The sequence below is a fragment of the Photobacterium panuliri genome (assembly GCF_059920555.1).
The window spans coordinates 2,492,533-2,518,180 of sequence record NZ_CP197192.1 but is presented as its reverse complement, the minus strand read 5'-3'; the positions used below and the strand labels follow the sequence as shown (position 1 = coordinate 2,518,180).

Sequence of the window (25,648 nt, the reverse complement as noted above, 5' to 3'; positions counted from 1 at the left end):
TTTTTGTTGAAATATCCTTTTTTTATAGACAAGACCCAGATTGAGTCTTATATTCCTGATAGTATTATTAATTTACTCTAAGTATACCTAAGCTCCTTCTATAAGATACGTAATGAATCGTGTTTAATATAATTTCTCAATGTAAATAAGTATTAGAGATATAACTATTGTAATCGTTAGATTGTATTTTTATGGGGAGCTACTGACGGCCACCTATACAATTGATGGTTGAGAAGAGGCTTAGGTATGCCAAAATTCGATGTTAGTAAGGATCACGTGTCATGCAGTTTTCACTGAAAAATTTATCAGTGCGGTTCCAGGTATTATTACCTGTGATGATTATGGTTGTTGTGTTGCTTGTTGCTTTGTTAACCACAAAGTCTAAATTAGAAACGGAGCAAGGCGTAATTTTTTCTAATACGGCCAATTTGGTGAAATACAAAGATGCATTGGCCGGTATTGATGATACGGTTTACCCCCTCAGAATTTCAGCTGCTTATGCAATCTTTGATGCAAACAAGCGTGAAAGTTTTTTAAATGAAGTTAATAAGCAAATCAGTACTCTAAATGACAATTTAGAATTGCTGGAGAGCGAACCGGTGTTCTTGGCTGATACCAAGAAAGTAGAAGCTGCGATTCAAAAATATGTCGATTATTCGCGAAATGCGATGAAAATGCTGGAGCAATTGAGTTCTGGTGACGTAGAGCAGCGAGACCTCAATCGTTATACCGCTGAATATATCAAAGTGGGTAATGAGATGGTTGAGGCCATCAATATGTTGTCGCAAAAAGTTAATGACTTTTCTTCTCAGAGCATGAAAGAAAGCCAAGCAAATAATGCGAGCTTGATGTACTGGTCATCGATTGTCATTTTTGTTGTATTCATTTCGGTTATGCTGACAGCTTGGTGGCTATCTGGTTTGATTGTGAACCCTATCGTGAAGTTGCAGACTGTGATGCGTGATGTTGCGGCCGGTAATCTGACAGTACGTGCCGAGCAAGATGGTACGAACGAGTTAGCTAAACTTAGCGGTGACGTGAATCTCACTGTTAGCCAATTGAATACGACAGTTGAATCTTTGATGCGCATCAGCGAAGACGTAGCAGCTGCATCGACAGAGTTGGCTGCAGTGTTGACGCAATCGGAGTCGAATGCCCAAGCGGAGCAGAGTGAGATTGATCAGATCGCCTCAGCGGTGAATGAACTGTCAAGTACAGCCGATAATGTCAGTGATAACGCGACGGTAGCCGATTCAACAGCCAAACAAACGGATGAATTGGCACGGCAGGGTTTGAGAGTCTTTGAGGAAAGCAGTGCGGCGAGTCGACAAATGTCTGAGACATTGGGTCAAGCGGCAGATGTTGTAACTCGATTGAAAGAGCAGTCGGATCAAATTAGCAAGGTTATTGAGGTTATCCGCAGTATTTCAGAGCAGACTAACCTGTTGGCGCTGAATGCGGCCATTGAAGCGGCGCGTGCCGGTGAATCAGGCCGTGGTTTTGCGGTGGTTGCCGATGAGGTTCGGATGTTGGCTGCTCGTACGCAGGATTCAACTAAAGAAATTCAAACCATTATTGAAGAATTACAGTCTCAGTCGCTTAATGCCAACGACAGCATGCAAAGTAGCCTTGAGATGCTGGAGCGCAATCAACAGTTGGCCAATCAGGCCAATGATGCATTGCTGGGGATTACGGAATCTGTGGTACAGATCAGTGATATGAATACCCAAGTGGCTACAGCAGCAGAGCAACAGTCTCAAGTTACTCAAGATATTAACCGTAACGTCTCTAATATGTCGGAGATTGTAAATCAAAACGTAACAGGTATTAGCCAGAGTGCGACGGCAAGTAATGAGTTGTCACGTTTGGCGGAACAACAGAAGCAGCAACTGTCATTCTTTAGAATCTAGTCTAGATAGTGTGTTGATGAAGAGCCGATCGTAAGATCGGCTTTTTTTGTTTAATTAGTCACCTAATTTATTTAGATGGCATCTATTGATTAAAAAAGTATAGTTACTTGTGCTAGTAATGACTCTCTTGTTTAGATATTAGTGATGTTTTTGTTTTATCTATAGTGTTGATATTATTTAATTTATCATTTGTTTTGAGTCTAAATACTAGTCATCAGTGACTATGTTAAACAAATACTTCATAAAATGGATGTAGACAGCATTTTTGACTTTGAATATATTGCGCGCGCGCTAAAACCATAGCCGTTGTGGCGCTTCTATTATTCTAATATGTAAGGTCGTCTACATGCGTTTTTCATTGAGCCACTTATCTGTTCGTTATCAGGTATTGCTGCCTGTAATGATTTTAGTTGTTCTTTTACTTGCCGCTTTAACAACAACGAAGTCAAAGCTTGAGACAGAGCAAGGTGTTATTTTTAATAATACCAATGACTTAGTCTCATATAAGGATACGTTATCTCATATCACTAATGCCGTTTACCCACTGCGTATTTCAGCGGTTTACGCTATCTACGATCCGTCTCGTCGCGCATTATTTTTAGATGAAATATCGGGCCAGATTAAGTCGCTTAATGATGATCTTCAAGTGTTGGAAGATGTCGATGCTTTGCGAGAGGATGCGGTCAAGGTTGAGCTGGCGATCCAGCGTTATATTGATCTTTCAAGAGCGGCAATAGTTTTTTTTGCCGAGGTTGATTCAGGTGTTAAGAGCAAGAGTGAATTCGACAGCTTTATTAGTCAGTATCGTCAGTCAGGCAATGAGATGGTTAAGGCTATCGATGCGTTGTCACAAAAGGTCAATACTTACTCGAAGAACAGCATGGATCAGAGCAAAATTGCTAACACGGATTTGATGAGTTCCGTTGCTTTCGGGATTATGGCGGTGTTTGTGGTTGCCATTATTTTGGCTTGGGTTCTCTCTGGTCTGATCGTTAAGCCTATTATCAATATTCAAATGGTTATGCGTGAAGTGGCTAAGGGTAATCTAACGATACGCGCTGACTCTGAGGGCGACAATGAGCTGTCTAAGCTGAGTAGTGATGTGAATGCGACAGTGAGCCAATTGAACGGTACAGTTGAGTCTTTGATTCGCATCAGTGAAGACGTTGCAGCGGCAGCGACGGAGCTGGCAACGGTAATGACGCAGTCTGAAGTTAATGCGCAATCAGAGCTTAATGAGATTGATCAGGTTGCCTCAGCGGTGAATGAACTGTCGAGTACGGCTGATAATGTAAGCGATAATGCGACCTTGGCAGATTCAACAGCTAAGCAAACAGATGAGCTAGCTCGACAGGGGTTAAGCATTTTCGAACAAAGCAATGCTGCGAGCCGAGAGATGTCTCATCAACTGAGGGAAGCTGCAGGTGTGGTTACTCAGTTGAAAGACCAGTCAGATCAGATTAACAAAGTGATTGAAGTGATCCGCGGTATTTCTGAGCAAACAAACTTGTTGGCGTTAAACGCGGCCATTGAAGCGGCGCGAGCGGGTGAATTGGGACGCGGTTTTGCCGTTGTTGCTGATGAGGTGCGGATGCTTGCGGCTCGGACCCAAGACTCGACCATCGAAATTCAGTCAATTATTGAAGAGCTACAGTCACAATCAGTGAATGCTAACAGTAGTATGCAGAGCAGCCTTGAGATGCTTGAGCGTAATCAGTTGTTGTCAACTCAGGCCAATGACGCTTTGTTGGGTATTACTGATTCGGTGATGCAGATTAGCGATATGAACACGCAGGTAGCGACGGCGGCGGAACAACAATCACAGGTGACTCAGGATATCAGCCGAAATATCACGAATATGTCTGCGATTGTGAATCAGAACGTGGCTGGGATCAGTCAAAGTGCCTTGGCGAGCAATGAGTTGTCACGTTTGGCAGAGCAGCAGAAGCAGCAGTTGTCCGTATTCAAAATTTAAGCATTCTAAGTCGGTTTGGTTGATGAAACGGCTGGTCGAAAGACCAGCCGTTTTTCATTGTAAGGGGGTTTGGTATAGTGGGTGGTAGAAAAATAAATGAATCGGATTAGCTGAATGGTGATCAAAAAAGCCCAGCAAATGGTGGTATTCAATGCGTTGACTAAGCAGCGCAGTTTTACCAAAGCAGCGCAGCTGTTGGATATTTCTCGGACTCAGGTGAGCAAGCAAGTCCAGCAGCTAGAAGAGCGTCTTGGCGTTCAGCTGGTTCAGCGGACTACGCGCTCATTTTCATTGACTGAAGCTGGGGAGCGGTTTGCTGTACATTGTAATAATGTCGTAGACGAAATTAATGAGGCTGAGAGCGAGTTAGTTACCGCATCGGACTCGATGCAGGGCCGACTTCGGGTGGGGATCGCCCAGTCTTTTGCAAAGCATCATATTGCTCCATACATTAAGTCATTTCATGCCCTTTACCCCAATATAGATGTTGAGATGAGTTTGTTTGACCACCGGGTGGATTTAATTGCCGAGCAATTTGATCTGTGGATAGGGATGACAGACTCGCCGCCGGAAGGTTTTGTCGCACGACATTTGACCGACTGTCATTTTATTTTGGCTGCTAGCCCTGAATATTTGGCCCAAGAAGGCGTGCCTTATACGCCTGAGGCGCTAGAGCAACATAACTGCATTATTTATTACAGTCGTGAGCGTAAAGATAATGTGTGGTGTTTCCGCCAAGAGGGAGAGGATAGGGCGATAAAAGTGAAGGGAAATTACCGGGTCGATTCAGCAGATGCTATTTTGGATGCGGCACTTGCAGGACATGGGATCGGGTACCTTGCGACTTATTTGCTGGACAAAGAGTTTCAGGAGGGGAAGTTGGTGCGGCTTTTGCCTGACTGGGAACTCTCACAACATATGCCACTGTATGCTGTTTATCCTCGCCACAAGTTCCTACCAAAGAAGGTTCAGGCCTTCATTGAATTTGCTAAATCTCATATTGGTGAGCCGGCTTATTGGGATAAAGTGCTCAACTGAGGCGGTTGTTATTTGGGCGAAAGAGGTTATAGATATAATGATTTCTCGCCCTAATTGTCACTCAGGGTGACAATAGTATCCCCTATTTGCACCAATCCCTGCTAAATCGCTGATATCGTCTGTGATTTAATCGTTTTACTTTCATATGTTTTTTAAGTGTAAAAAAGTGCAACAATTTGATGCTTGTCACACTTTTAGTTATGAATAGAATGCCTCCGCAATCGTTTACTAAATAACTTTCTGGGAGTTGGCCGTGCACTACTTGGTCAGCGCACTTGGCGTAATAACGCTTTTTGCGATTGCAATTCTGTTTTCTGAAAATCGACGTGAGATTAACTGGCGCACTGTTGGCGGGGCTTTTGCCATCCAGTTAGTTTTTGCCGGTTTCATTCTATACGTACCTGTTGGCCGCGAAATTTTGAACAGCGTGTCCAATGCGGTATCTGGCATTATTGACTACGGCCGTATCGGTACCGAGTTCCTGTTTGGCCAATTGGCACAATTCAAGCTGGGCTTCATTTTTGCAGTCAATGTACTGCCAACAATCGTTTTCTTCTCAGCGTTGATTTCTGTGCTTTACTACCTTGGTGTGATGGGCTTCATCATCCGTAGTATCGGCGGCATGCTGCAGCGCCTGCTAGGTACAACCCGCACTGAATCTATGTCTGCAACGGCCAATATTTTTGTGGGCTCAGTTGAAGCACCGCTTGTAGTACGTCCATATCTAGCCAAAATGTCACGTTCAGAGCTTTTTGCCGTTATGGTTGGCGGTTTGGCATCGGTTGCTGGCGGCACATTGGTTGGTTACGCTGGCTTGGGTGTAGATATCAGTTACCTGATTGCTGCAAGCTTCATGTCTGCCCCTGCGGGTTTGATGATGGCTAAAATTCTGGTGCCGCAAACAGAACAAATCTCTGAAGACCAAGGCAACGAAGACGAAGATGATGATGCACCGGTAAATATTATCGATGCAGCAACTCAGGGCGCTTTAAGCGGTTTGCAAATTGTGATGGCTGTAGGTGCGAGCTTGCTTGCTATTATCAGTTTGATTGCTCTGATCAATGGTGGTCTTGCCCATGTGGGTAGCTGGATTGGCATCGAGAACTTCAGCCTAGAAATGATCTTTGGTTACCTGTTTGCTCCTGTGGCATGGTTGATTGGTGTGCCATGGTCTGAAGCGACAGTTGCCGCTAGCCTGATTGGTAAAAAGATTGCGGTAAACGAATTTGTTGCTTTTGCCGATTTGATGGCAGTAAAAGATCAGCTAAGTACGCATTCTCAAGCTGTAGTGACCTTTGCCTTGTGTGGTTTTGCAAACCTGACTTCCATTGCGATGCTTATGGGTGGTTTAGGCGGGGTTGTTCCAAGCCGTCGTCCGGATATTGCCCGTCTTGGTTTTAAAGCAATTTTCGCAGCGACGCTTGCTAACTTGATGAGTGCGACTATTGCAGGTGTATTCCTATCATTCTGATGGGAATGTGATAAATAGCAGATATGAAAACGGCGTGCTTAGCACGCCGTTTTTTTTTACACCGAGTACGTTATGGCAAGTGTACTTTGTTGTTCATTTATCGCTGTAAGACCTAAGGACTATAGGAGTATAGTGCGCCTTGAGGATCTTTGCCTGTCTTACAGTGGTGTTGAGCACTGGCCATTAGGGATAAAGCGGATGGCTTTATATTGTGCCGTGGCCTGGTTTGAGGGAGAGGTATCAAATTCACCAGCCCAATTGGAAATACGAGGATCCGTTGCCCATAAATTAGCCATGATTCGTAGTCGATTATCATCGATGGTCGGGGTTGGATCCGAGGGTAAATTATCGACACGGTAAACTCGCACGCCATCTATGTACCATTCAATACCGTCGGCGGTCCACTGAATCGCGTAGCGGTGATATTCCTGTGAAGCGTCGAAACTGAGGTAGTGGAGATGTTCATGGCTTCGTGCATATCGATCGTCGTTGGTCCAGAAATTAAACTGGACGGCGTTGGTATTGTTACCTAAAAATTCAATGTCGATTTCATTGTGCATACCGTTTCCATTAACGGGTTTGTCATAAGGTCCGGCAAAGAGGAAAAAAGAACTAATCACACCAGGCACCGCGGCGGCCTTCATCTCCACCTCATAACAGCCATAGCCATAAAAATTATGGCTACGTAGTTCCCCCGATTGAAAAGCGTAGTTACTTTCTGTACTAGGTTGATGTGACAGAATAATGGTCATTCCATTGTCACTGTGTTCGATAGCTTCACCTTCCCAGCGATTAAGAAAAGGGAAACCGTTGCTCCAGCCATCGGATTTCCACCAGATGGTTTGGTCAAAATCCGTTAATAAGTCATCAATACTATTCTGAGCGCTTGCCGGTAGTGATAAGCCCATAATAAACAATGTGAATATCGCGTTGGTTGTTAATGTGGGTTTCATAAAAACGTCCTAGTTACACAAAATTGTGCTACGGATAAATCAACCATAGCTGTTGTGAATCTTAGTTTTTTTTTCAGTACAGAAACCTGTCGCATTTATGAGATAAGCGTGAACTCTGGGGAAATAGGGCAATGGTGGAAGGAAGAAACTAGACCAGGATGACAAAATAGATTGGCAGAGACCTCGTGTATTTTTATGGGCGCGCAGAGAGAGTGCCTTGTTCAATGAGAGGCCGATAATGGCGGTGCTTATACCAAAGGGCGGCAAGGATAAGAGAGTTAGTATTGATATTATATGCAGTGTTGGGTCCTCCGTTTTGATATATGCCGGTAGGGATAGAGCGGTGTGCCAGACTGTGGCTAATAACAGCTTCAGATAAGATTTGGCTGAAGGGATCATCAGGGAACAGGACGCTAAATCCAAACCCCACCTTGTTGCTGAATATTTGCGGGTTCTCTATGGTTTTCCCGCCAGGTGCAGTACTTAACCATGATTTTCCATAGATAAAGATATTGTTGTAACTAAACCAGGGAGCACGGTTTAAGGCATCTTCTGCGAAGATCCACAACGACTGCTCTTTGTTTGATTTTTGTTTTTGGAGGGTAAATAGCGGATCCAATTGATCCCACCATGCGTTGTTTTGGCCAATTTCGATCGCATAGAGGACATAAGGATCGGATGTGAAATAAGGAAGATTACGATTATCTGTCAGTAAATCTATGCCATCGACGTTAACGGTTAGGGTATCGCCTTTATCAAAGGCATTTGAAACATCGAACCCTGACAGCTTGAAGCCAGTTGCTGCATATTGTAAATATCCAAGTCGTCCTTCTTGCCTGTACTTGACGGTTGATCCGGTTTTCAGTTCACCGTACAAATTTGTGTCTTTTATTGATGCATCTAACGCCCAGCGTTTTTTAATATGTTCAATTTTTTTCTGATGCTCTGGATGATAGCGGCGTGTTATATCGAGCCATAGCAATAGCCTGCCTATATCCAGCGCTGACCAGCCGTTTCCCTTGCTGGGGCTTGTGCTATATCTGCCGGATGGTTGGGCTGTGCGTGTATTGTATTCGCGGTTCGGGAGCCGATTGTCATAAAGAGGCAAGGTCGCTAAGGTCTCAAGGAGGAGCTCGATGCGTTGGTGTGATTGGTCTAGTGCTATGATGCCAAGGCCTTCTGCTGATATGGTCGCGGCAAGCACACTGGCAATATCCCACATCGTCGTATGTGGGTAACCTTGTACTGAGTCGACTAACCCTGTTGTTTCCTGCCAGTTTCTTTCAAAATAATAAAAGGCTTTTTTTGCCAGCAGCATTTCATTGCGATTCAAATCAAGCGTATTTTTCACCGTATCTGCTTTGACGGGGACGATAATGTGCGGATGGTGAAATTCCGTATTGGGCGACAATGATCTGTTGGTATCGTCTCCTGTAATTGCAGGGGCGATTGATCGCCTTTGGAACTGGATGTCTTGTTTAGTTGGTTGGGTTATCTCAATGGCAATCGTACGGTTACCGTAGAAACTAGGCGCTTCGTCTTCTTTAGTGTCCGTAGCTGAGGAGGTATTGGTTATCACCAATAGGGTATATGTCACCAGCCATTTTAATAAGCAGTTAAATTGTCCGTATCTGTGTGCCATATATTCTCAATACCCTTGGTGCTGCGGAATGAATGTTTAAAGGTGTGATCGATGCCTCATGTTTTAAGTCTCTGATGTTAAAGAAATATAATTAATCTTAGCGCTTATTTTTTCAAGTGCTGTCCTATACTTTTATATACATCAAGTGGAGTATTGGGAGGCGCTTTGTTGCAGCATACACTCAATCAGGCATTCAAGGCATGCAAGCGGGATCTGTACTTTGTTGCTTTGTTTAGTTTTGCGATCAATTTTTTAGTACTAACACTGCCAATATACAGTTTGCAGTTGTTTGATAGGGTGCTCAGCAGCGGAAGTATGGATACGCTTATGGCGTTAGCCGCTATTGCTCTTATTCTATTAACCGCCCAAGCTATATTGGAACATACACGAACTTTGCTGTTGCAGCGAACGGGATTGAAGCTAGATTCGGCATTGAGTTCAGATTTATTGGCTGAAAGTATTCGTTGTTCTTCAAAATGTAGCCGTATTGAAAAACAAGGATTGCAAGACTTAGCTGAGCTACGCCAGTTTTTGGTAACGCCTTCAACGTCAGCAGTGTTCGACATCCCTTGGGTGCCACTCTTCTTATTTATTTTGTTCTTGCTTCACCCTTATATAGGGGTTGTGGCCTTGATTGGCTGTTTGGTTTTTTGTTTTTTGTCTGTGGTGATGCTGGTTTCGGCAAAGCAGCCTAATGAAAAAGCCCAGTCGCTAGGTGTGAAGACCTCCATGGAGTTGAATGATTTTCTCCGTAATGCGCCGATGCTAAGAGCGATGGGGATGTCAGACAGCATTGGTCGAGTGTGGAATAAGCGCAATGTTGAGCTAATGGATTTGCAGTGGCGGCTAAATGCAAGAACGGGACAGTTGTTATCGATAAGCCGTTATTTCCGCACCTTGTTACAGGCTGCAGTATTGACGGTCGGGGTAGTGCTTGTTCTCCAAAATTCGCTTGGTGCTGGGGCAATCATTGCAAGTTCTATTATCATGGCGAGGGTACTGTCACCGTTCGAACAGGCTGTTAGTGGTTGGAAGAGTTGGTTCAGCGCCTATCAGGCACTACAACGTTTAGCCCGCTATGGGGAGAGTGGTCCCACAAGGACCAAAACGGCGCTTCCCGAGCCGAGAGGTGAGTTACTGCTTCACCATGTCGGCCTTAAACTACCGCATCAAAATCAACCTGTTTTACAAAATATCAGTTTTAAACTTGGGGCCGGAAATGCGCTGGCGATTATGGGTAATAGCGGCTCGGGGAAATCGACGCTAGCCCAGCTCATTATGGGGATTCATAAGCCCAGTACGGGAAATATAAAAATTGACGGCGCTTCCATTGAACTATGGCCTGAAGAGCAATTCGGTAAGCATATCGGTTATCTTCCGCAAGAAGTGGGACTGCTGGCAGGGACAGTCGCTGAAAATATCTGTCGTTTTTCCAATGCGCCCGCAGAGGAAATTATCCATGCAGCCCGATTGGCCTGTATCCATGAGCTAATCGTGTCGCTCCCGCAGGGGTATGACACATACTTGGGCGAAGGAGGGGTACAGTTATCCGGTGGGCAGAAGCAAAGAATTGGTTTGGCCAGGGCCGTATTTTCAACGCCCAGTATTCTGGTGCTGGATGAGCCAAACTCGAATTTAGATCCTGAAGGCGAAGTGGCGCTTGCTATTGTGCTCCAGTACTGCAAGGAAAACCGTATTACTGTCGTGATGATTAGCCATCGGCCTGGTTTTTTACGTCAGATGGACTGGGTGATTGTACTCAAAGAGGGGCGTATAGAAAAAGCAGGAACCTGCGATAAGTTCTTGGGGTTAATGTCTGAGGTTGATCAACCACAAAGCACACAAAGCAATACGGCGGAGCAAGGAGTGAAGCATGGATAATCAACCCTTTAGTACCCGGAATATTATTATTTTTGGTTGTCTGTTCCTTACTCTCACCATCGGGGCTTTTGGTTTGTGGGCTCTGACGACGCCACTGAGCTCGGCATCTATTGCTCAAGGTACCTTGGTGGTTGAATCACAGCGCAAGAAGGTGCAACACCTGCAAGGTGGCTGGGTAAAGGCGATTTATGTTCAGGAAGGGCAGTATGTAAAAGCTGGTGATGTGCTGTTAGAGCTTTCCAATACGAAAGCTGAAACGGATTATCAGCGGTTGTTTTTACGTTCGGTTTCCTTGGGGGCTAAACGTGATCGCCTCAATGCCGATCTTTCTCTGTTTAGAAGTATAGAATGGAGCCAACAGCCAATAGGAGGCGTTGATTCCGTTGAATTAGCCAGTATTTATAGTACCCAGAAGTTACAGTTTGACCAATCTGTCTTACGGCGTGATTTGCGTGAGGGGCAATATAAGCAGCAGCGTCTGGTTTTGGATGAGCAATTACGAGGCGCTAAATTTCAGTTGAAGGCGATAGCACGGCAGCTTCAGTTAGTTAACCAAGAGATTCAGATGACGGTTGGGCTAGTGGAAAAAGGCTATGTTTCCAAGACTCGAATGCTGGAGCTGCAACGTTATCAGGCGGGAATTGAAGCACAAGTAGCGGAATTAACTGCGGAAACTGAGCAAGTCAATGGTCAGTTGTTAACGTTGGAACAAGATTATCGGGCGGAGGCTGTTGAGCGCGAACAGCGCCTGACAGAAGAGTTGTCTAATGTAGAAAGAGAGTGGCGTGATGTTAAGCAGGCGCTTGATGCCGCGACGGATGTACGCTCGAGAGTGACAATTCGGAGTGAACACACGGGTACAGTGGTAGGAATGAACGTCCATAGTGTTGGTGGGGTGATTAACCCCGGTGACGTTATTATGGAAATCGTACCGGAGAGTGATGCGCTGCTTGTTGAGGCGCTGATCAAGCCTGAAGATATTGATGTTGTGCATAATGGCCTTGCTGCGAAGGTAAGGTTGAGTGCATACAATGTGCGACGAACACCTCCTGTTACTGGTGAGGTGATCTATGTTGCGGCTGATCGTCTACAACCTCAATCTCGTGATCAGCTAGCAGGGTATCTGGTAAGAGTGCGTTTGGATCATCAAGAGGTTGCTAGATTACAGGGTATTGAACTGTACCCTGGGATGCCCACCGAAGTGTTTATTTTGCTCGAAGAGCAAACGATGTGGGAATATTTCACTGCGCCGTTGTTCAATTCGTATTACCGAGCCTTTAGAGAATCGTAGAGGTAAAAATGGAATTTAATATCATATTCTGGTTCTGTTTTTATTTGTTATTTTTTGTTTTGTCTGTTTTTCTTGGCAAGAAAAAAGGGAACCTGATTGCCGGTATCTTATTGGGTTATGTCTTGGGGCCCATTGGTGCTTTATTGATGTACTTTAGTAAGGATCGCCGGCATGTTACGTGCCCATCTTGCCAACAATTAATTGAAAAGAATGCGTATATATGTCCGCATTGCCGTTCTAAAGTGGGTATCAAAGTTCTGCATTCGTAACTTATGGAATTGAGGTGCGGGTATGAAAGGCATAAGAGAGGGTCGCTATTGGTATAAGCCGGCCATGGTCGGATTAACTCTAGTTGTTATCGCGCAAGCTGCTTTTTTGTATATCCAGAGTCAGCATTACAGTTACGATAGGATCGTGAATAATGCTCAGTTTGATGCTCAACAAATGGTGATTGATGAACTTGATCTCTATCGTGCAGAGCTGGGTTCGGTAATTGAAAAATTTGAGATTGAGACAGAAAGACAGAATCAATTATTGAAGCAGTATCAAGCTGATATTGGTAAGTTTGAGGCGGAAATTACGCATTTTCAGGCAGCATTGTTTGCTAGCCAAACGGCGCAGGCTGAGGCTGAAAAGCGCTACCAGCAAAGAATGAACTCAGTCATTAGCCGAGAGCGTAGAAAAGCCAATGATACGGTTGCTCGTTTTGAGAGAGAGCGTGAATTGTTGGAGTTAAAGGAAAATGAATTGACGGCGAAAGTATCTGAAGATTGGGAAAAGAAGCGAAAAGAACTAGAAGGCCTGTACGCAAATTCTGCCCGTGAGGTTGAAAATGAAAAACGGGTCGATGCACTGATGAAGCAATTTAATCAATTACAGGTTGATCTTGGTGTTATAAATGTATGCGATAAGGATTATCTCTATCGTTATAATGAAGCCAAGAGCTTGTTGAGCCATATTCGTACATTCATTCAAAAATACGAGATGAAAGAAGAGTTTTATTATTTTGTTATCTCCAATGAAAGCTCTATTATTCAGCAAAATCGGCGTCTATGTTTAACTAAGTAGTCACTGTGTACATAGGACGGAAACGATATTAGTCACTTTGCGGGTAAACAGTGACAGTGGAAAAAAGTGATACCTGAATACGGCATACGCTGATTGTACTTTGGATGTTGTGGAATAAAAAAACCTCCCAATGGGAGGTTTTTGTTTTAGGGGGCTATCGGTTAAATATCGGCACCGTTGAAGCTGATCTCTTCAGAGTCGTTATCGCTCCAGATTGTTACGGCTTTGCCTTCGTTATTGGTAAAGGTATAGCCGGTTAATGAGGATGTATCAATGCTATTTGCTTCGTAGGCAGTTTGCAGATCTTGGGACATACTGGTTGTGGTATCAGAAAGTTGCCAACCGAAACCTTCCAAGTCAAGTTTCCCTGCTCCTGTACAGACAAACTGCCCGTTACTTGATTCTGCCGTTGTGTTTGCCAGTATTTTGTCTAGCCCAACTTTGAGTTCAGCGTCGGTGGCATTGATCACCACAGCTTCCAGCTCTTGGTAAGCGGTGGCAGTCATATCAATGATCTGCCCATTAGCATCACTGCCTACCTGCATGAGGTCGAAACCCTCACCCCCGCTAAAGTGGACTGTAGAACCATCCGTGCTATCGATATCCTCCTTGTCGAAGATTAATATATCGTTGCCGCTACCCGCGAAGATTTGATCCAGTCCATCTCCTCCGTCAAGGATATCATCACCGTCTTGGCCAAAGAGTATATCTGAGCCAGAACCACCACTTAGCGTATCGTTACCAATACCACCGTCAAGAACATCATCATTGCTGCCGCCATCCAGAGAATCATTACCCTCGGCACCGGAGAGTGAATCGTTGCCTGAGCCACCGTAAAGTTTGTCATCTCCTTCCGCACCAAAGAGAGTGTCCGTACCGCTGTCACCGTAGAGTTTATCGTTACCCATCTCTCCGAAGAGGGTATCGTCGTTGCCGCTACCTTTTAGGGTATCATTTCCTTCACCGCCGTAGAGGGTATCGTTACCACTATCGCCTTTAAGGAAGTCATCACCGTCTTCGCCACGAAGAATATCTTCACCGGTGCCACCGTATAACTTGTCGGTGCCATCGCTACCTTCGAGGGTATCATTACCCGCGCCACCGTAAAGTTTGTCGTTACCTAAATCGCCCTTGAGGATATCGTCACCGCTCCCCCCTGTAAGGGTATCGTTACCGTCCCCGCCGGAAAGTGAATCGTTTCCGCTTCCAGCCACAAGGCTATCATCGCCTTGGCCACCCGTTAATGTATTGAGACCATCACCGGCATTGATTGTGTCATTGCCCGCTCCGCCATCAATATTGTCGTCGCCAGCCCCTGATATGATGGTGTCATTGCCAGAGCCTGCAACGATGGTATTGGTGCCAGCACCCGCATTAACATTGTTATGGCCATCACCGGTATTGATGGTGTCATTCCCACTGCCAGTTGTTATGCTGTCATTGCCACTACCGCCTTGGACTGTATTGTTACCGTCACCAAGGGTAATAGTGTTATCGCCACCGCTGAGCTCGTTGATCATGTTGTCTCCGTCGCCCGCGGTAATGATGTCGTCACCGGCACCACCATCAATGACGTTATTGCCTTCTCCGGCTTTGATAATATCATCGCCTTCGCCGCCACTAATGTTATCGTTGCCAGCAAAGGTTTCTATCTTATCATCGCCCTCGCCACCGCTAGCGGTATCGTTACCAGAGCCACCATAAATTGTATCCTGTCCATCGCCCCCGATAAGTTGGTTGTTGCCCGCATTACCGTGAAGCTCATCATCTCCTTGGCCACCATCGAGGTTGTCATTGCCTTCACCGGCAAAGAGTTTGTCATCGCCGATACCACCGCTGAGCGTATCGTCGTCATCACCGCCTACCAGGGTATCATTGCCGTCATTGCCAAGTAGGGTATCGTCACCTTCCCCCCCTTCGATCAGATCATCGCCAAGTCCGCCATCCAGGTTGTCATTTCCCCCGGCTCCATAGAGGGTATCATTGTCGCTACCTGAGATAGCTGAGTCGTTACCCGCACCGCCATATAGGATGTTGGTACCTTCGCCAAGATCAATGGTATTGTCACCAGCTTCGCCATATACGATGTCATTACCGTCACCGGCATCAATATTATCGTTGCCGTCGCCAGCATAGAGAATGTCATCACCACCACCGCCAGTGATCGTATCTTCATCGGCACCGCCATATAGCGTATCGCTAGCCTCACTACCTATTAGGGTATCATCCCCAGCGCCGCCGAAGATAAGGTGACTACCACCGGTCGCGGCTGTAAGGGTGTCGTCACCGCCTTCGCCTAATACCGTATCAGTACCATCATCGGTAATCGTGTCATTACCTTCGCCACCAGCCAGATAGTCGGCCCCTGCGCCGCCAATCAGAATATCATCGCCACCGCCGCCAAATAGGCTATCGTCACCTGCGCCACCATCGACGATATCATTGCCGTCACCAGCATCAACCTGGTCGATACCATCACCGGCAGAGAGGTTGTCATCACCCGCTCCTGAGAAAATTTGGTCGTTGCCGTCACCGGTGTCGACAGTATCGGCATTTATGCCGCCATAAACGGTATCCATCCCACTGCCAGTCTGAATGGTATTTTGGCCTGATTCGCCGTAAACCATGTCGTCACCGCTACCGGTGTCGATATTGTCATCACCAGCCCCTGCGTAGACGGTGTCATTACCGGCATTGGCAACGATGGTGTCGTTACCCGCTCCGCCGCCAAGAATATCGTCTTGTTCGCCACTTATGAGCGTATCGTTGCCGCCTTCGCCGTATAGCTCAGACACGCCAGTGCCGCCATCAAGGAGATCGTTGCCTGCACCACCAATTAATAAGTCATCCCCTTCGCCGCCGAGGAGGGTATCATCGCCATCGTCACCAAGAACAATGTCGTCACCTGTACCGGCTGTGATATGGTCATCACCGTCTCCGGCCTCAACGTAGTCATTGCCTGTTCCGGTATCGACGGTGTCGTTCCCTTGCCCCGCAAGTACGGTGTCATCACCGATGCCAGTTTGGATAATATCGGTATCAACACCACCGTACACAGCGTCATCGCCGGTTCCTGTTGAAATGGTGTTGGTGCCGGCATCGCCAAAAACAGTATCATTTCCGTCCCCGGTATCGATAGTATCGTCACCGCTACCTGCAAAAACTGTGTCGTCACCGCCAGAGGAGAGGAGGGTATCATTGCCGCTTCCGCCACTGAGCAAGTCATTCTCGTCTTGGCTGATCAGGGTGTCATCACCATCGTCACCGTAGAGCTCAGAGATGCCGCTTCCACCATCAAGTTTGTCGTTGCCAGCACCGCCGACCAGCACATCTTTGCCTTCGCCGCCAGATAGCGTATCGTTGCCAGTTCCTCCGACGAGGGTATCGTTGCCGATGCCTCCGGCGAGGGAGTCATCCCCGGTGCCCGCCAACAGGATGTCGTCGCCTTCGCCACCATCTAGTACATCATCACCTGCAGCGCCTTCCAAGGTGTCATCGCCCTTGTTACCAGTCAGCAGATCATTATCTTGTCCGCCGTGGAGATAATCGCTCTCATTGGAGCCGATGAGTGTGTCTTCACCTGTACCGCCGTAAAGCGTTGATGCATTCAGTCCGGCAGAGATATTGTCGTTGCCGTCTTCACCAAAGAGTTGGTTGAACCCGCTCACACCATCGATATTATCGTCACCAGCACCGGCATAGACACTGTCGTTGCCGCTGCCAGCATCGATATTGTCGTTACCGCCACCTGAGAAGACCTCATCATTACCAGAACCTGCCGTGATGGTATCGACACCTTCTCCGGAGAATATATCGTCGTCGCCGCTGCCTGTGATGACGGTATTGTCACCATCACCGGCATACACCACATTATGACCTTCGCCAGCATCGATCTTATCGTCGCCATCTTCGGCATAGATGGTATCGTTATCCAAGCCTGTATCTATGATGTTATTCCCTGAACCGGCAAACACACTGTCATGCCCGTCACCGGTTACAATGGTATCGTCGCCGCTATCGCTGTAGACCATGTCGTCGCCATCACCTGCATTGATGGTGTTGTTACCGGTCTCTCCAAAAATCGTGTCATTGCCGCTGCCGCCATCGATGACATCGTTGCCATCTCCTGCAAAGATAAAATCATCTCCGGCACCCGCATCGATGACATCGTCCCCTTCATTGGCATGGAGTTGGTCGCTACCATCGCCCCCAGAAAGATGATCGTTACCTTCGCCACCATAGAGCTCATCGTGGCCGCTGCCACCGGTGAGGGTATCGTTGCCTATACCGCCGAAGAGTTTGTCATCGCCTTCACCACCATCAACAATATCGTCACCGACCTCACCTAAAACGAGATCGTTGCCGTCTCCGCCGTAGAGGGTATCGTTATCGTCTCCACCGAGGATAAGGTCATTATCATCACCGCCTTCAATGAGATCATCCCCAGTTCCGCCCATGATGAAATCATCACCGGCATCGCCTTTGATAATATCGTTGCCAGCATCACCGTGAATTTCATCTTTGCCTTCACCGCCTGATAGGGTATCGGTACCAAGCCCGCCGAACAGTTTGTCATCACCGGCATCTCCGCTTAGGGTATCGTCACCATCATCCCCCACCAGAATATCAGCACCTTCACCGCCGAAGAGAACATCGTCCCCCAACTCGCCGAGTAACAGGTCGTCTCCATCCCCCCCATAGAGGGTATCGTTGTCATCACTGCCCAATAGCGTGTCATTTCCTTCATCACCATAAAGGACATCATCGCCGCTGCCGCCAATACTAACGTCATCGCCGCTGCCACCTGATAGGATGTCGTTGTTGATATCACCATCAAGGAAATCGTTTCCAGCTCCGCCACTTAGTGTATCGGCCCCTTGTTGGCCGAAAATCGTGTCATTGCCATCGCCTCCGCTGATGGTGTCGTCGTAGATATTATTGGCAATAATATCCACGCTCTCTATATCGGTGATGGGGTCACCTTCGGAGGTCGTTAGGCGAAACGCAATTTCGTCTGTGTTATTGAATTTGTCTTGGGAATAGGTGTAATCAAGGGAGATTTCACCCGTTTCAGAAACCATTGCCGGAACGCGATCAATCACGGTGCCGGAGCTATCAACCAGTTCGACAAGCACTGCGGCATATGTCTCAGTCGTTGTGAAGCGGGTGTTTATAGAGCCAGTTCCGTCAACAAGGTAGTTGCCAAGGCGAGCGGTATGGGAGACTGACTCTTCGGGTTCGCCGGAAGCCGAGTAGCTGTAAACGGTTTGTGCATTGCCCCAACTGTCATCAACGGCTGGTTCTGCAGGGGGATTATCACCGTATTGTATATCGCCAAAGATGGTGTCATCTCCGCTGTCACCGGAGAGCTTATCACTTCCCTCACCACCGACGACAAAGTCATCACCGCCTTTGGCATCAACCTGATCACTGCCAGAGAGAACATCAATGCTGTCGTCTAATTCTGTGCCGGTGACTTTATCGTTGTGTTTAGTTCCTTCCATGCTGACCTCGCTTACTCTCCGGTTTGCAGAGTTATGTTATCCATCGGTTGAATAGAGAGTGGCAAGATATATGCCATTTTCTATTTTCAGACGTTATTTGACATTGTTAGCTGTGCAAGAATATCAACACGAGTTGATATGCACTGTGTTTCTCTTTGTCTGTCATTTAGAGTAGACGGAATTTCAGACATTACAGTTTGCTTTTATGAGCATTTTGCACAACGAAGGGGATGGGGGTCTCAAAACGGGAATGAATATGCAATGGTGATAGCACCGTCTTTAAATCGGCCCGTGTTTTCACCACGTTCAGAGGGATGCCAGCGGTTGCCAGAGTAATTGTTGTATTGAATGGTGATAGTGCCAGGGCGCCAATCGAAATAGCCAAATCCATACGTGAAGTCAGGATTCCAAGGCTGTTTTTGGCTTTCATCAAAATAGTAGAAGGCTGTGCCGTTAACGTACCAGTTGCCGCTGATGGCGTATTTGCAACCTAGGCTCAGGGTTTTGTGGCCATTCTTGTAACTGGTGGACGCAAGGTCAAAATATTCATGGGTATAGTTGAAATCAATCTGGCATCCAATCGCGCCTTCATCGGTAAAGGTCAGCCAACTTTTTACCGGATCAACAATAGGGAATTTCCAGCCCAGCGACCAAGTACCTTGATCAAAATTGGTGACAGGTTGTTCGTCAGTGGCCTTAAACCTATTCCCCCCGTAATTGGCATACATCAAGCTCAGGGTATAGGGGCGCCAATCGCTATAGCCAAAGACATACGTGAAGTCTGGGTTCCAAGGTTGTTGCTGCTCACTGTCGTGGTAGTAATAGAGGGTTCCTGAAACAAACCAATTGCCTAAAATGGTGTATTTCAAAGAGAGCGTGCCCGTGATGTTGGTGTTGCTCGGACCATTGGTGGTGTTGGGCGGGATGTTTGCCGCAGGCGTTTCTAGTAACGGATAGCCCAAACCGAGGTTACTGCTCAGGCCGTGGAAAATCGATTGGTCTTTGTTGTCGTCCCATTCCTCGAAAGGCAAAGCAAAAGAGCTAGAGACCCCTTTCCAAATTAATGAGCTCTCAGATTCGTTTTCGCTGTCATTCTCCTGTTCTGAGATGTTGCTTGAAGAGGTGAGCGAGGGGGATTGGGGGGATGGCGCATGCTTTTGGGTTTCGGTGAGGTACTCACCTGCAATAGATAAAGAAGGCATCAAGAGGGTAATACATAGAGAACAGAAACAACTCTTGGCCATAATCCTCTTCTTAGCCTCTTGCGTTAATGCTGAGATATTCGTTAGTTGATAAATTCAATACTGCAACGCTTGCAGAGCAAATATTTGATGTCACGAACAAAATTGCCAACCAATTTTTGTTGTGCCCAATAAAGGTTACTAGAATGTTTGGTATAAGGGAATGGTTGTATATGAATTGACAGGCATTTAAAACAAATGCAACATGTTGTTTATACATAAAAAGCATAAAACTGGGGCAGCAACAATGAAAAAAATACTCCTTGTCGATGACAACCGTACCATGTTGCTGTTCATGGAGAAAGTGCTCTCTAAGCGGGGCTTTATTGTCACAACGGCGCAAAATGGGATGCAGGCGTTGGAAATCCTAGAGGCCAGCGAGGATATCCAGTTTGTCCTGAGCGATTGGATGATGCCCGAAATGGATGGTGTCGAGCTTTGCCGCCGAGTGAAAAGGGCGGATTTTGGCCGTTACTTGTTTTTTGTATTGCTTTCTGGAAAGGATGATCAGGAATCCATTATCCACGGTATAAATGCCGGGGCTGATGATTTCGTTGTTAAAGACACCCATGTCGATGAGCTGGTGGCCAGGATAGAAGCGGGGTTCCGAAATCTTGCGCTGCATAATGAAGTCACGTTGAAAAATACGCAGTTGGATGAAGCGTACGCCACCATTAAGAAGGATTTAGAATCGGCGGGGGAATTGCTTAAGCGCTTACTTCCTTCAGACCGTAAGCTAAATGGTGTCGAGTTGAGCTATGTATCTATTCCTAGTGCCCAAATTGGTGGTGATATGCTGGGGTACATGCAGTTGGACGAAGACCATGTTGCTTTCTACTTGCTCGATGTTGCCGGGCACGGCGTCTCTTCCGCATTAATGTCTTTTTCTGTCCAGCAAAGTATCAGCGCTAGCAACGAACGTGGTTCGATTGTGAAATCGGCAACGGACACGCCTCCTTATTATCGGCTTAATGAACCCCATGAAGTGCTCCATCAGTTGAATCAGCGTTACATCAGTACCGATGAAAATATGCTTTATTTCACCATGGTCTACGCCGTGTTGAATATCAAAACAGGAAAAATGGCTTTTGCCGTTGCAGGTCACCCACCATTGGTATGGCTTCATGGCATCAAAGGCGATGCTGAATTTGTTGGGCAAGATAGCTTTGTGGTGGGGGCGTTTGATTTCGTTGAGTATGAGACATCTTATTTGCAGCTTGAGCCTGGGGATAAGCTATGGCTCTATTCCGACGGTATTACTGAAGCAGAAAAAGGGGCGCAGCAATTCTCTGAAGAGGGCTTTAGAAAAGCGGTAATGGAATTGAATGGGCAACCAACAACGTTACAAACAGAATTACTAGTAAATCGCGTGAGAGATTGGCAGCAAGCTGAACAGTTTGAGGACGATGTCAGTGTGCTTGTTGTGGAATGGACTGGATATCTAGAAGGGGAACAACCATGCAATACGAGATTATCAACCAAGGTCAATGCACAATTCTTCAAATAAACGAAGAGCGCTTTGATGCCAAGATGGCACCGAGTTTTAGGCGCGAAGTAGAAAATCTTGGTGGCAATATCGGCGAACATATGATTTTAGATCTGACACACGTTCGGTTTATGGATAGCAGTGGCCTAGGGGCAATAATGGCTGTTTATAAAATACTTAAAGGTAAGAAGATCAGTGTGGTAAATCCTCAAAGGCCTGTGCAAGAACTGCTGAAGCTTACCCGTATGGACAAGCTGATCACCAGTTATGATTCTATTGAAGATGCAGTTGCGACAGCGGTGTAAAGGAGAAAAACAAATGAAAGGAATGATTCTTGCCGCAGGTAAAGGGACCCGTGTAAAACCGATTACCCATATTATTCCTAAGCCGATGATCCCTATATTAGGTAAACCGGTCATGGAGTCCATGATTCAGCTGTTTGCTCAACATGGTATTGATAAGATTGTTGTAAATACCAGTCATCTTGCCGAAGTCATCGAAAACTATTTTGGTGACGGTCACCATTTTAAAGTACAGCTATCATATTCCTATGAAGGCGAAATGGTTGATGGGAAGTTCGTAAGTAAGGCGCTTGGATCTGCTGGTGGGATGAGGAAGATTCAAGATTTCTCGGGCTTTTTCGATGAGACGTTTGTGGTTGTATGTGGTGATGCGTGGATCGATTTGGATTTAACCGAAGCTGTTCGCCGTCATAAGGAAAAAGGTGGAATAGCGACTATTATTACCCGCCAGGTCGCCAATGACGAAGTATCTAAATATGGCGTCGTTGTAACAGATACTTACGGTAAGGTGACTAGTTTCCAAGAAAAACCAGCAATTGAAGATGCGCTTTCTAATGAGATCAATACGGGTATCTATATCTTTGAGCCGGCAATCTTTGATTTTATTCCAGAGGGTAAAGAGTTCGATATTGGTAGCGAGCTTTTCCCGAGTTTAGTTGATGCCGGGATCAATTTCTACGCGACGAGTATGGACTTCCAATGGTTGGATGTTGGTAATATTAGCGATATTTGGACGGTTACTAGCGACATTTTATATGGCAAAGTACCGGGTTATCCTATTCCTGGTACGCAGGTTAAACCCAGTGTATGGGTTGGGATTAATACAGTTTTTGATTATGAGAAATGTCAGATCACACCACCTGTTATTATAAGTAGCGGTTGTGAAATAGAACCAGGAGCAATTATTGAAGGGCCGGCAGTTATTGGTGCGAATTGTCGAGTAGAAAGTGGCGCGGTTGTGAAGCATAGTTTGGTTAGTGATTATATTCATATCGCAGCACCTGCATATATTGAAAATAAAACCGTTTTTGGTGATTATTTTATTAGTCATGACGGATTTACCCAGTCACTTGTCGAGCTAGATGCTGTTCATATGTTGAAAGATCGTCGTCAGTCATCGCCAATGATGGGGTCAATGGGTTCACTGGCTGCATACGTAGAATCAACGCCAGAAAGTGAAAATGAAGAAATACTAACTAAATAAGTAAGGGACTATAAATGGATGTGGTCACTGAACGTTTTACCCGTAAATATCATTCTTCACCAGATGTCTCCCGTTGTATTGCTGATGATCTGATAAGTTATTTACGTAAAAATAATGTTGTTCAAGAAACAATAGATCAAGTCGAACTATGCATGGTTGAAGTGGTTAATAATTCCTATGAGCATGCTTATAAATATTCCGATAACTTGCCGATAGAATTAACTTGTTTTGTGAATTCTCAATCAGAGTTAGTTATTGAAATTTCTGACTATGGTCAATCAATGTCACAAGATGAGTTTAACCGTGCGGTAAAAGGTGAATTTATTGAGCCTGATCCTGATGATCCGGAAACATGGACTACATCAGGTAGGGGTTTCATTATTGTCGTGCAGTTAACGGATGAATTTGAGTACATTAATACAGAAAAAAGAAATACGTTTAAATTACTTAAACGGACATAGTTGTTAATAAATACAGCAGGGAAGTTATGAGAATAATCCTATTGTGCTTATTATTCTCATTATCTTCGTGTGTGGTTATGCAAGAAGATAATAGTTGGATAGTAACAGAAAAGTCATTAAACGGAGTATGGCAATTCCAACTAGTCAATGGGGAACAGGGACGTTCTGACATTGAACCTTCTGCTATTAGCTCGATGATTGTACCGGGTCATTGGAAAACGGTCGGTTTGGACTATGCGGGAACCGTGAAATACTCTCGGCAAGTCGAATTGGCCCCGCTCTCTGCAAATAGCCGATATTGGCTGATCGTGGGGGCTGCTGATTACGCATCTGATATAACAGTTAACAATCAAGTTCTTTCTCGACAGGAAGGGTATTTTCTCCCGCATCGAACAGAAATAACGTCGGCAATTTTTGCTGGTGATAACCAAGTCGACATATTGGTTCATAGCCCTAATGAGCCCCTTGGCGAAGATTGGTCCTTGAATAAGCATCTGATTAAAGGGGTGCTTAATCATCATGATACCCGTCCTGGCGGAGCGTGGTCAGATCATGGTCAGGATTGGAATTCTGGGGGCATATGGGGAGATGTCTCTATTAGGCAGACGGGGCCTGTTGCAATAAATCAATTAGCGATAGTTCCTCAACTGTTAGAACAAAATGCTCGTCTTCCCAAGCCGGGAAGACGCTGGCCAACAGCGGCTGATATTACGATTGAATTAAATAGCTTGCAGCCAATTGCAACGGAATTGACCTTCACCTTGACAGAGCGTGAGACCGGAGAGGTTGAGCAGTGGACTAGCCGGCAGCAATTAGAGATGGGTGACAATACGGTATTGGCAACGGTACCTATTAAGGATCGCCTATTATGGTGGCCTTGGGACTGGGGGAAACCCAACCTGTATGATTTGAGGGTCGACGTTGTTGTTGCAGGCCAAGTTTCTGATCAGCATACGACAGTGGCTGGGTTTCGCCAGGTTGTATTGGATAGCGATGAGAAGCAATTTCGAATAAACAGTCATCCTTACTTCATCCGGGGGACCAACTACATTGCCAGCCAGTGGCTAGGTGAGGTATCACCTAAACAATATCAAGCCGACCTTGGCTTAATGAAAGAGGCAAATATCAACAGCGTTCGCGTGCATGCCCATGTCGCAGGCAGGGTATTTTATGACTTGGCTGATGAACAAGGGATGTTGGTTTGGCAGGATTTTCCCTTGCAGTGGGGCTATGCGGATACTCCTCAATTGAAGAATGCAGCGACGAAGCAAGCGAAGGCTATGACACAGTTGCTGTCAAATCATCCATCGATTGTTATTTGGTGTGGCCATAATGAACCGCCTTGGGACGCAAGTTGGATGCAGTATAAATATTCCAGCTATCGACCAGAGCAAAATGTCGTCCTGACCGATGAGGTCTACCAAACCCTGCGTGATGCCAAGGACGGCAGGGTTGTTCGAAAAGCCTCTTACACCCATGAGCACCCCTGGCTAGGCTGGTATTCGGGCTCGTACCGGGATTATGCTGATTTTTCCCCCCCCAATGATTGTGAGTGAATTCGGTGCTCAGGCCATGCCCAATTGGCTCATGGTGCAATCCTTGATTGGCTCATCGTCTCCACCACCATGGCCTTTGAGTGAGGAAGCGTTGGCGACGCTCGCGTATCACAATTATCAATCCCATGAAACACTCAACATAGCCCATATTCAACAAGGTGAATCCCTGTCACAGTTTTGGAATAATTCTCAGGAATATCAAAGGGTAGTAACCAAATTTGCAGCTGAGCATCTAAGGTTGAGAAAGGATGAGGGCATTGCGGCGATTTATCAGTTCATGTTTGTCGATAGCTGGCCTGCGATTACTTGGTCTGTGGTGGATGTGGAGCGGCAGGTGAAACCAGCATATACCGAGTTGGCCATTGCCTATCAGCCTGTGTTGCCTGTTGTCGTTTTCAATCCTCGGGATTTGGTTTCCAAAGTCACGATCATGGCAATCAACGATACATTGCAGGCTTGGGACAATATTAGCCTCGTTGTTCGCAATCGTTATGGGAAGGAACTATGGCGGTTTGAGGGTTTGACTCTAGCCCCTAACCAGATCCAGATGTTGGTAGAGAACAAAGTGCTTGCTGGATTATCTGCCGCAATGGAAATAGTGTTGTTAGACAGCAGTGGAGAGGTTTTGGCTATTAACCAATACCGGGCAGAAGATTTTTGAGGGA

Annotated in this window: 17 protein-coding genes; 13 read left to right on the top strand and 4 right to left on the bottom strand. The window is 46.1% G+C overall.

What is annotated here, in order from left to right; genetic code table 11:
• Nucleotides 1-281 precede the first annotated feature (281 nt).
• The 4 genes from ACSF8X_RS11560 (at nt 282) to ACSF8X_RS11545 (ending at nt 6,394) form a co-directional block, all read left to right on the top strand.
• On the top strand, nt 282-1,910 hold the full coding sequence (locus ACSF8X_RS11560) for a methyl-accepting chemotaxis protein (protein WP_047877013.1): 1,629 nt from the start codon (nt 282-284) through the stop codon (nt 1,908-1,910).
• Between the two features lie 346 nt (nt 1,911-2,256).
• On the top strand, nt 2,257-3,885 hold the full coding sequence (locus tag ACSF8X_RS11555; protein WP_500850020.1) for a methyl-accepting chemotaxis protein: 1,629 nt from the start codon (nt 2,257-2,259) through the stop codon (nt 3,883-3,885).
• A gap of 114 nt (nt 3,886-3,999) precedes the next feature.
• A complete protein-coding gene (locus ACSF8X_RS11550; protein WP_500850019.1) occupies nt 4,000-4,923 on the top strand; it encodes a LysR family transcriptional regulator in 924 nt (307 codons plus the stop codon).
• 253 nt (nt 4,924-5,176) lie between these two features.
• Entirely contained in the window at nt 5,177-6,394 is a 1,218-nt protein-coding gene (locus tag ACSF8X_RS11545) for a NupC/NupG family nucleoside CNT transporter (RefSeq protein WP_047877011.1), read from the top strand.
• 158 nt (nt 6,395-6,552) lie between these two features.
• Here ACSF8X_RS11545 and ACSF8X_RS11540 read toward each other — a convergent pair whose 3' ends face one another.
• Entirely contained in the window at nt 6,553-7,347 is a 795-nt protein-coding gene (locus ACSF8X_RS11540) for a family 16 glycosylhydrolase (RefSeq protein ID WP_500850018.1), read from the bottom strand.
• Nucleotides 7,348-7,540: 193 nt separating this feature from the next.
• The gene (locus ACSF8X_RS11535; protein ID WP_500850017.1) at nt 7,541-8,989 is read right to left on the bottom strand and encodes a DUF3131 domain-containing protein; all 1,449 of its coding nucleotides are present in this window, start codon (nt 8,987-8,989) and stop codon (nt 7,541-7,543) included.
• 153 nt (nt 8,990-9,142) lie between these two features.
• Here ACSF8X_RS11535 and ACSF8X_RS11530 point away from each other — a divergent pair, with 153 nt between their 5' ends.
• The 3 genes from ACSF8X_RS11530 to ACSF8X_RS11520 all read left to right on the top strand — a co-directional run bounded on the left by ACSF8X_RS11530 (nt 9,143) and on the right by ACSF8X_RS11520 (nt 13,229).
• Complete coding sequence (locus ACSF8X_RS11530; protein WP_500850016.1) at nt 9,143-10,870, top strand: type I secretion system permease/ATPase; 1,728 nt, start codon at nt 9,143-9,145, stop codon at nt 10,868-10,870.
• Nucleotides 10,863-12,161, top strand: a complete 1,299-nt coding sequence (locus tag ACSF8X_RS11525; protein ID WP_500850015.1) for an HlyD family type I secretion periplasmic adaptor subunit — start codon at nt 10,863-10,865, stop codon at nt 12,159-12,161. The genes ACSF8X_RS11530 and ACSF8X_RS11525 overlap by 8 nt, the downstream gene beginning before the upstream one ends.
• Nucleotides 12,162-12,452: 291 nt before the next feature.
• Nucleotides 12,453-13,229: a hypothetical protein gene (locus tag ACSF8X_RS11520; protein ID WP_500850014.1), complete on the top strand. Its 777-nt coding sequence runs from the start codon at nt 12,453-12,455 to the stop codon at nt 13,227-13,229.
• A 161-nt stretch (nt 13,230-13,390) separates the two neighbouring features.
• Here ACSF8X_RS11520 and ACSF8X_RS11515 read toward each other — a convergent pair whose 3' ends face one another.
• Nucleotides 13,391-18,733, bottom strand: a complete 5,343-nt coding sequence (locus tag ACSF8X_RS11515; RefSeq protein WP_500850013.1) for a beta strand repeat-containing protein — start codon at nt 18,731-18,733, stop codon at nt 13,391-13,393.
• Nucleotides 18,734-18,972: 239 nt separating this feature from the next.
• Nucleotides 18,973-19,977, bottom strand: coding sequence for a hypothetical protein (locus ACSF8X_RS11510; RefSeq protein ID WP_500850012.1), 1,005 nt, complete (start codon nt 19,975-19,977; stop codon nt 18,973-18,975).
• 244 nt (nt 19,978-20,221) lie between these two features.
• On the opposite strand from ACSF8X_RS11510, the gene ACSF8X_RS11505 reads away from it, so the two are divergent.
• The 6 genes from ACSF8X_RS11505 to ACSF8X_RS11480 all read left to right on the top strand — a co-directional run bounded on the left by ACSF8X_RS11505 (nt 20,222) and on the right by ACSF8X_RS11480 (nt 25,644).
• The gene (locus tag ACSF8X_RS11505) at nt 20,222-21,481 is read left to right on the top strand and encodes a PP2C family protein-serine/threonine phosphatase (protein ID WP_500850011.1); all 1,260 of its coding nucleotides are present in this window, start codon (nt 20,222-20,224) and stop codon (nt 21,479-21,481) included.
• Complete coding sequence (locus ACSF8X_RS11500) at nt 21,433-21,765, top strand: STAS domain-containing protein (RefSeq protein ID WP_500850010.1); 333 nt, start codon at nt 21,433-21,435, stop codon at nt 21,763-21,765. Before ACSF8X_RS11505 ends, ACSF8X_RS11500 begins: the two co-directional genes overlap by 49 nt.
• 13 nt (nt 21,766-21,778) lie before the next feature.
• Nucleotides 21,779-22,966 carry a nucleotidyltransferase family protein gene (locus tag ACSF8X_RS11495; RefSeq protein ID WP_047877004.1) on the top strand — a complete coding sequence of 396 codons (1,188 nt, stop codon included), beginning with the start codon at nt 21,779-21,781 and terminating at the stop codon, nt 22,964-22,966.
• A 14-nt stretch (nt 22,967-22,980) separates the two neighbouring features.
• The gene (locus ACSF8X_RS11490; protein WP_500850009.1) at nt 22,981-23,427 is read left to right on the top strand and encodes an ATP-binding protein; all 447 of its coding nucleotides are present in this window, start codon (nt 22,981-22,983) and stop codon (nt 23,425-23,427) included.
• Between the two features lie 77 nt (nt 23,428-23,504).
• Nucleotides 23,505-24,983, top strand: a complete 1,479-nt coding sequence (locus tag ACSF8X_RS11485) for a glycoside hydrolase family 2 protein (protein ID WP_500850008.1) — start codon at nt 23,505-23,507, stop codon at nt 24,981-24,983.
• 238 nt (nt 24,984-25,221) lie between these two features.
• Complete coding sequence (locus ACSF8X_RS11480) at nt 25,222-25,644, top strand: hypothetical protein (protein WP_500850007.1); 423 nt, start codon at nt 25,222-25,224, stop codon at nt 25,642-25,644.
• Nucleotides 25,645-25,648 lie beyond the last annotated feature (4 nt).

Bases quoted from the DNA above. Each gene is read 5' to 3' on its own strand.
- ACSF8X_RS11560 (WP_047877013.1), top strand. From the start codon at position 282: ATGCAGTTTTCACTGAAAAATTTATCAGTGCGGTTCCAGGTATTATTA.
- ACSF8X_RS11555 (WP_500850020.1), top strand. From the start codon at position 2,257: ATGCGTTTTTCATTGAGCCACTTATCTGTTCGTTATCAGGTATTGCTG.
- ACSF8X_RS11550 (WP_500850019.1), top strand. From the start codon at position 4,000: ATGGTGATCAAAAAAGCCCAGCAAATGGTGGTATTCAATGCGTTGACT.
- ACSF8X_RS11540 (WP_500850018.1), bottom strand. From the start codon at position 7,347: ATGAAACCCACATTAACAACCAACGCGATATTCACATTGTTTATTATG.
- ACSF8X_RS11535 (WP_500850017.1), bottom strand. From the start codon at position 8,989: ATGGCACACAGATACGGACAATTTAACTGCTTATTAAAATGGCTGGTG.
- ACSF8X_RS11525 (WP_500850015.1), top strand. From the start codon at position 10,863: ATGGATAATCAACCCTTTAGTACCCGGAATATTATTATTTTTGGTTGT.
- ACSF8X_RS11520 (WP_500850014.1), top strand. From the start codon at position 12,453: ATGAAAGGCATAAGAGAGGGTCGCTATTGGTATAAGCCGGCCATGGTC.
- ACSF8X_RS11515 (WP_500850013.1), bottom strand. From the start codon at position 18,733: ATGGAAGGAACTAAACACAACGATAAAGTCACCGGCACAGAATTAGAC.
- ACSF8X_RS11510 (WP_500850012.1), bottom strand. From the start codon at position 19,977: ATGGCCAAGAGTTGTTTCTGTTCTCTATGTATTACCCTCTTGATGCCT.
- ACSF8X_RS11505 (WP_500850011.1), top strand. From the start codon at position 20,222: ATGAAAAAAATACTCCTTGTCGATGACAACCGTACCATGTTGCTGTTC.
- ACSF8X_RS11500 (WP_500850010.1), top strand. From the start codon at position 21,433: ATGCAATACGAGATTATCAACCAAGGTCAATGCACAATTCTTCAAATA.
- ACSF8X_RS11495 (WP_047877004.1), top strand. From the start codon at position 21,779: ATGAAAGGAATGATTCTTGCCGCAGGTAAAGGGACCCGTGTAAAACCG.
- ACSF8X_RS11490 (WP_500850009.1), top strand. From the start codon at position 22,981: ATGGATGTGGTCACTGAACGTTTTACCCGTAAATATCATTCTTCACCA.
- ACSF8X_RS11485 (WP_500850008.1), top strand. From the start codon at position 23,505: ATGCAAGAAGATAATAGTTGGATAGTAACAGAAAAGTCATTAAACGGA.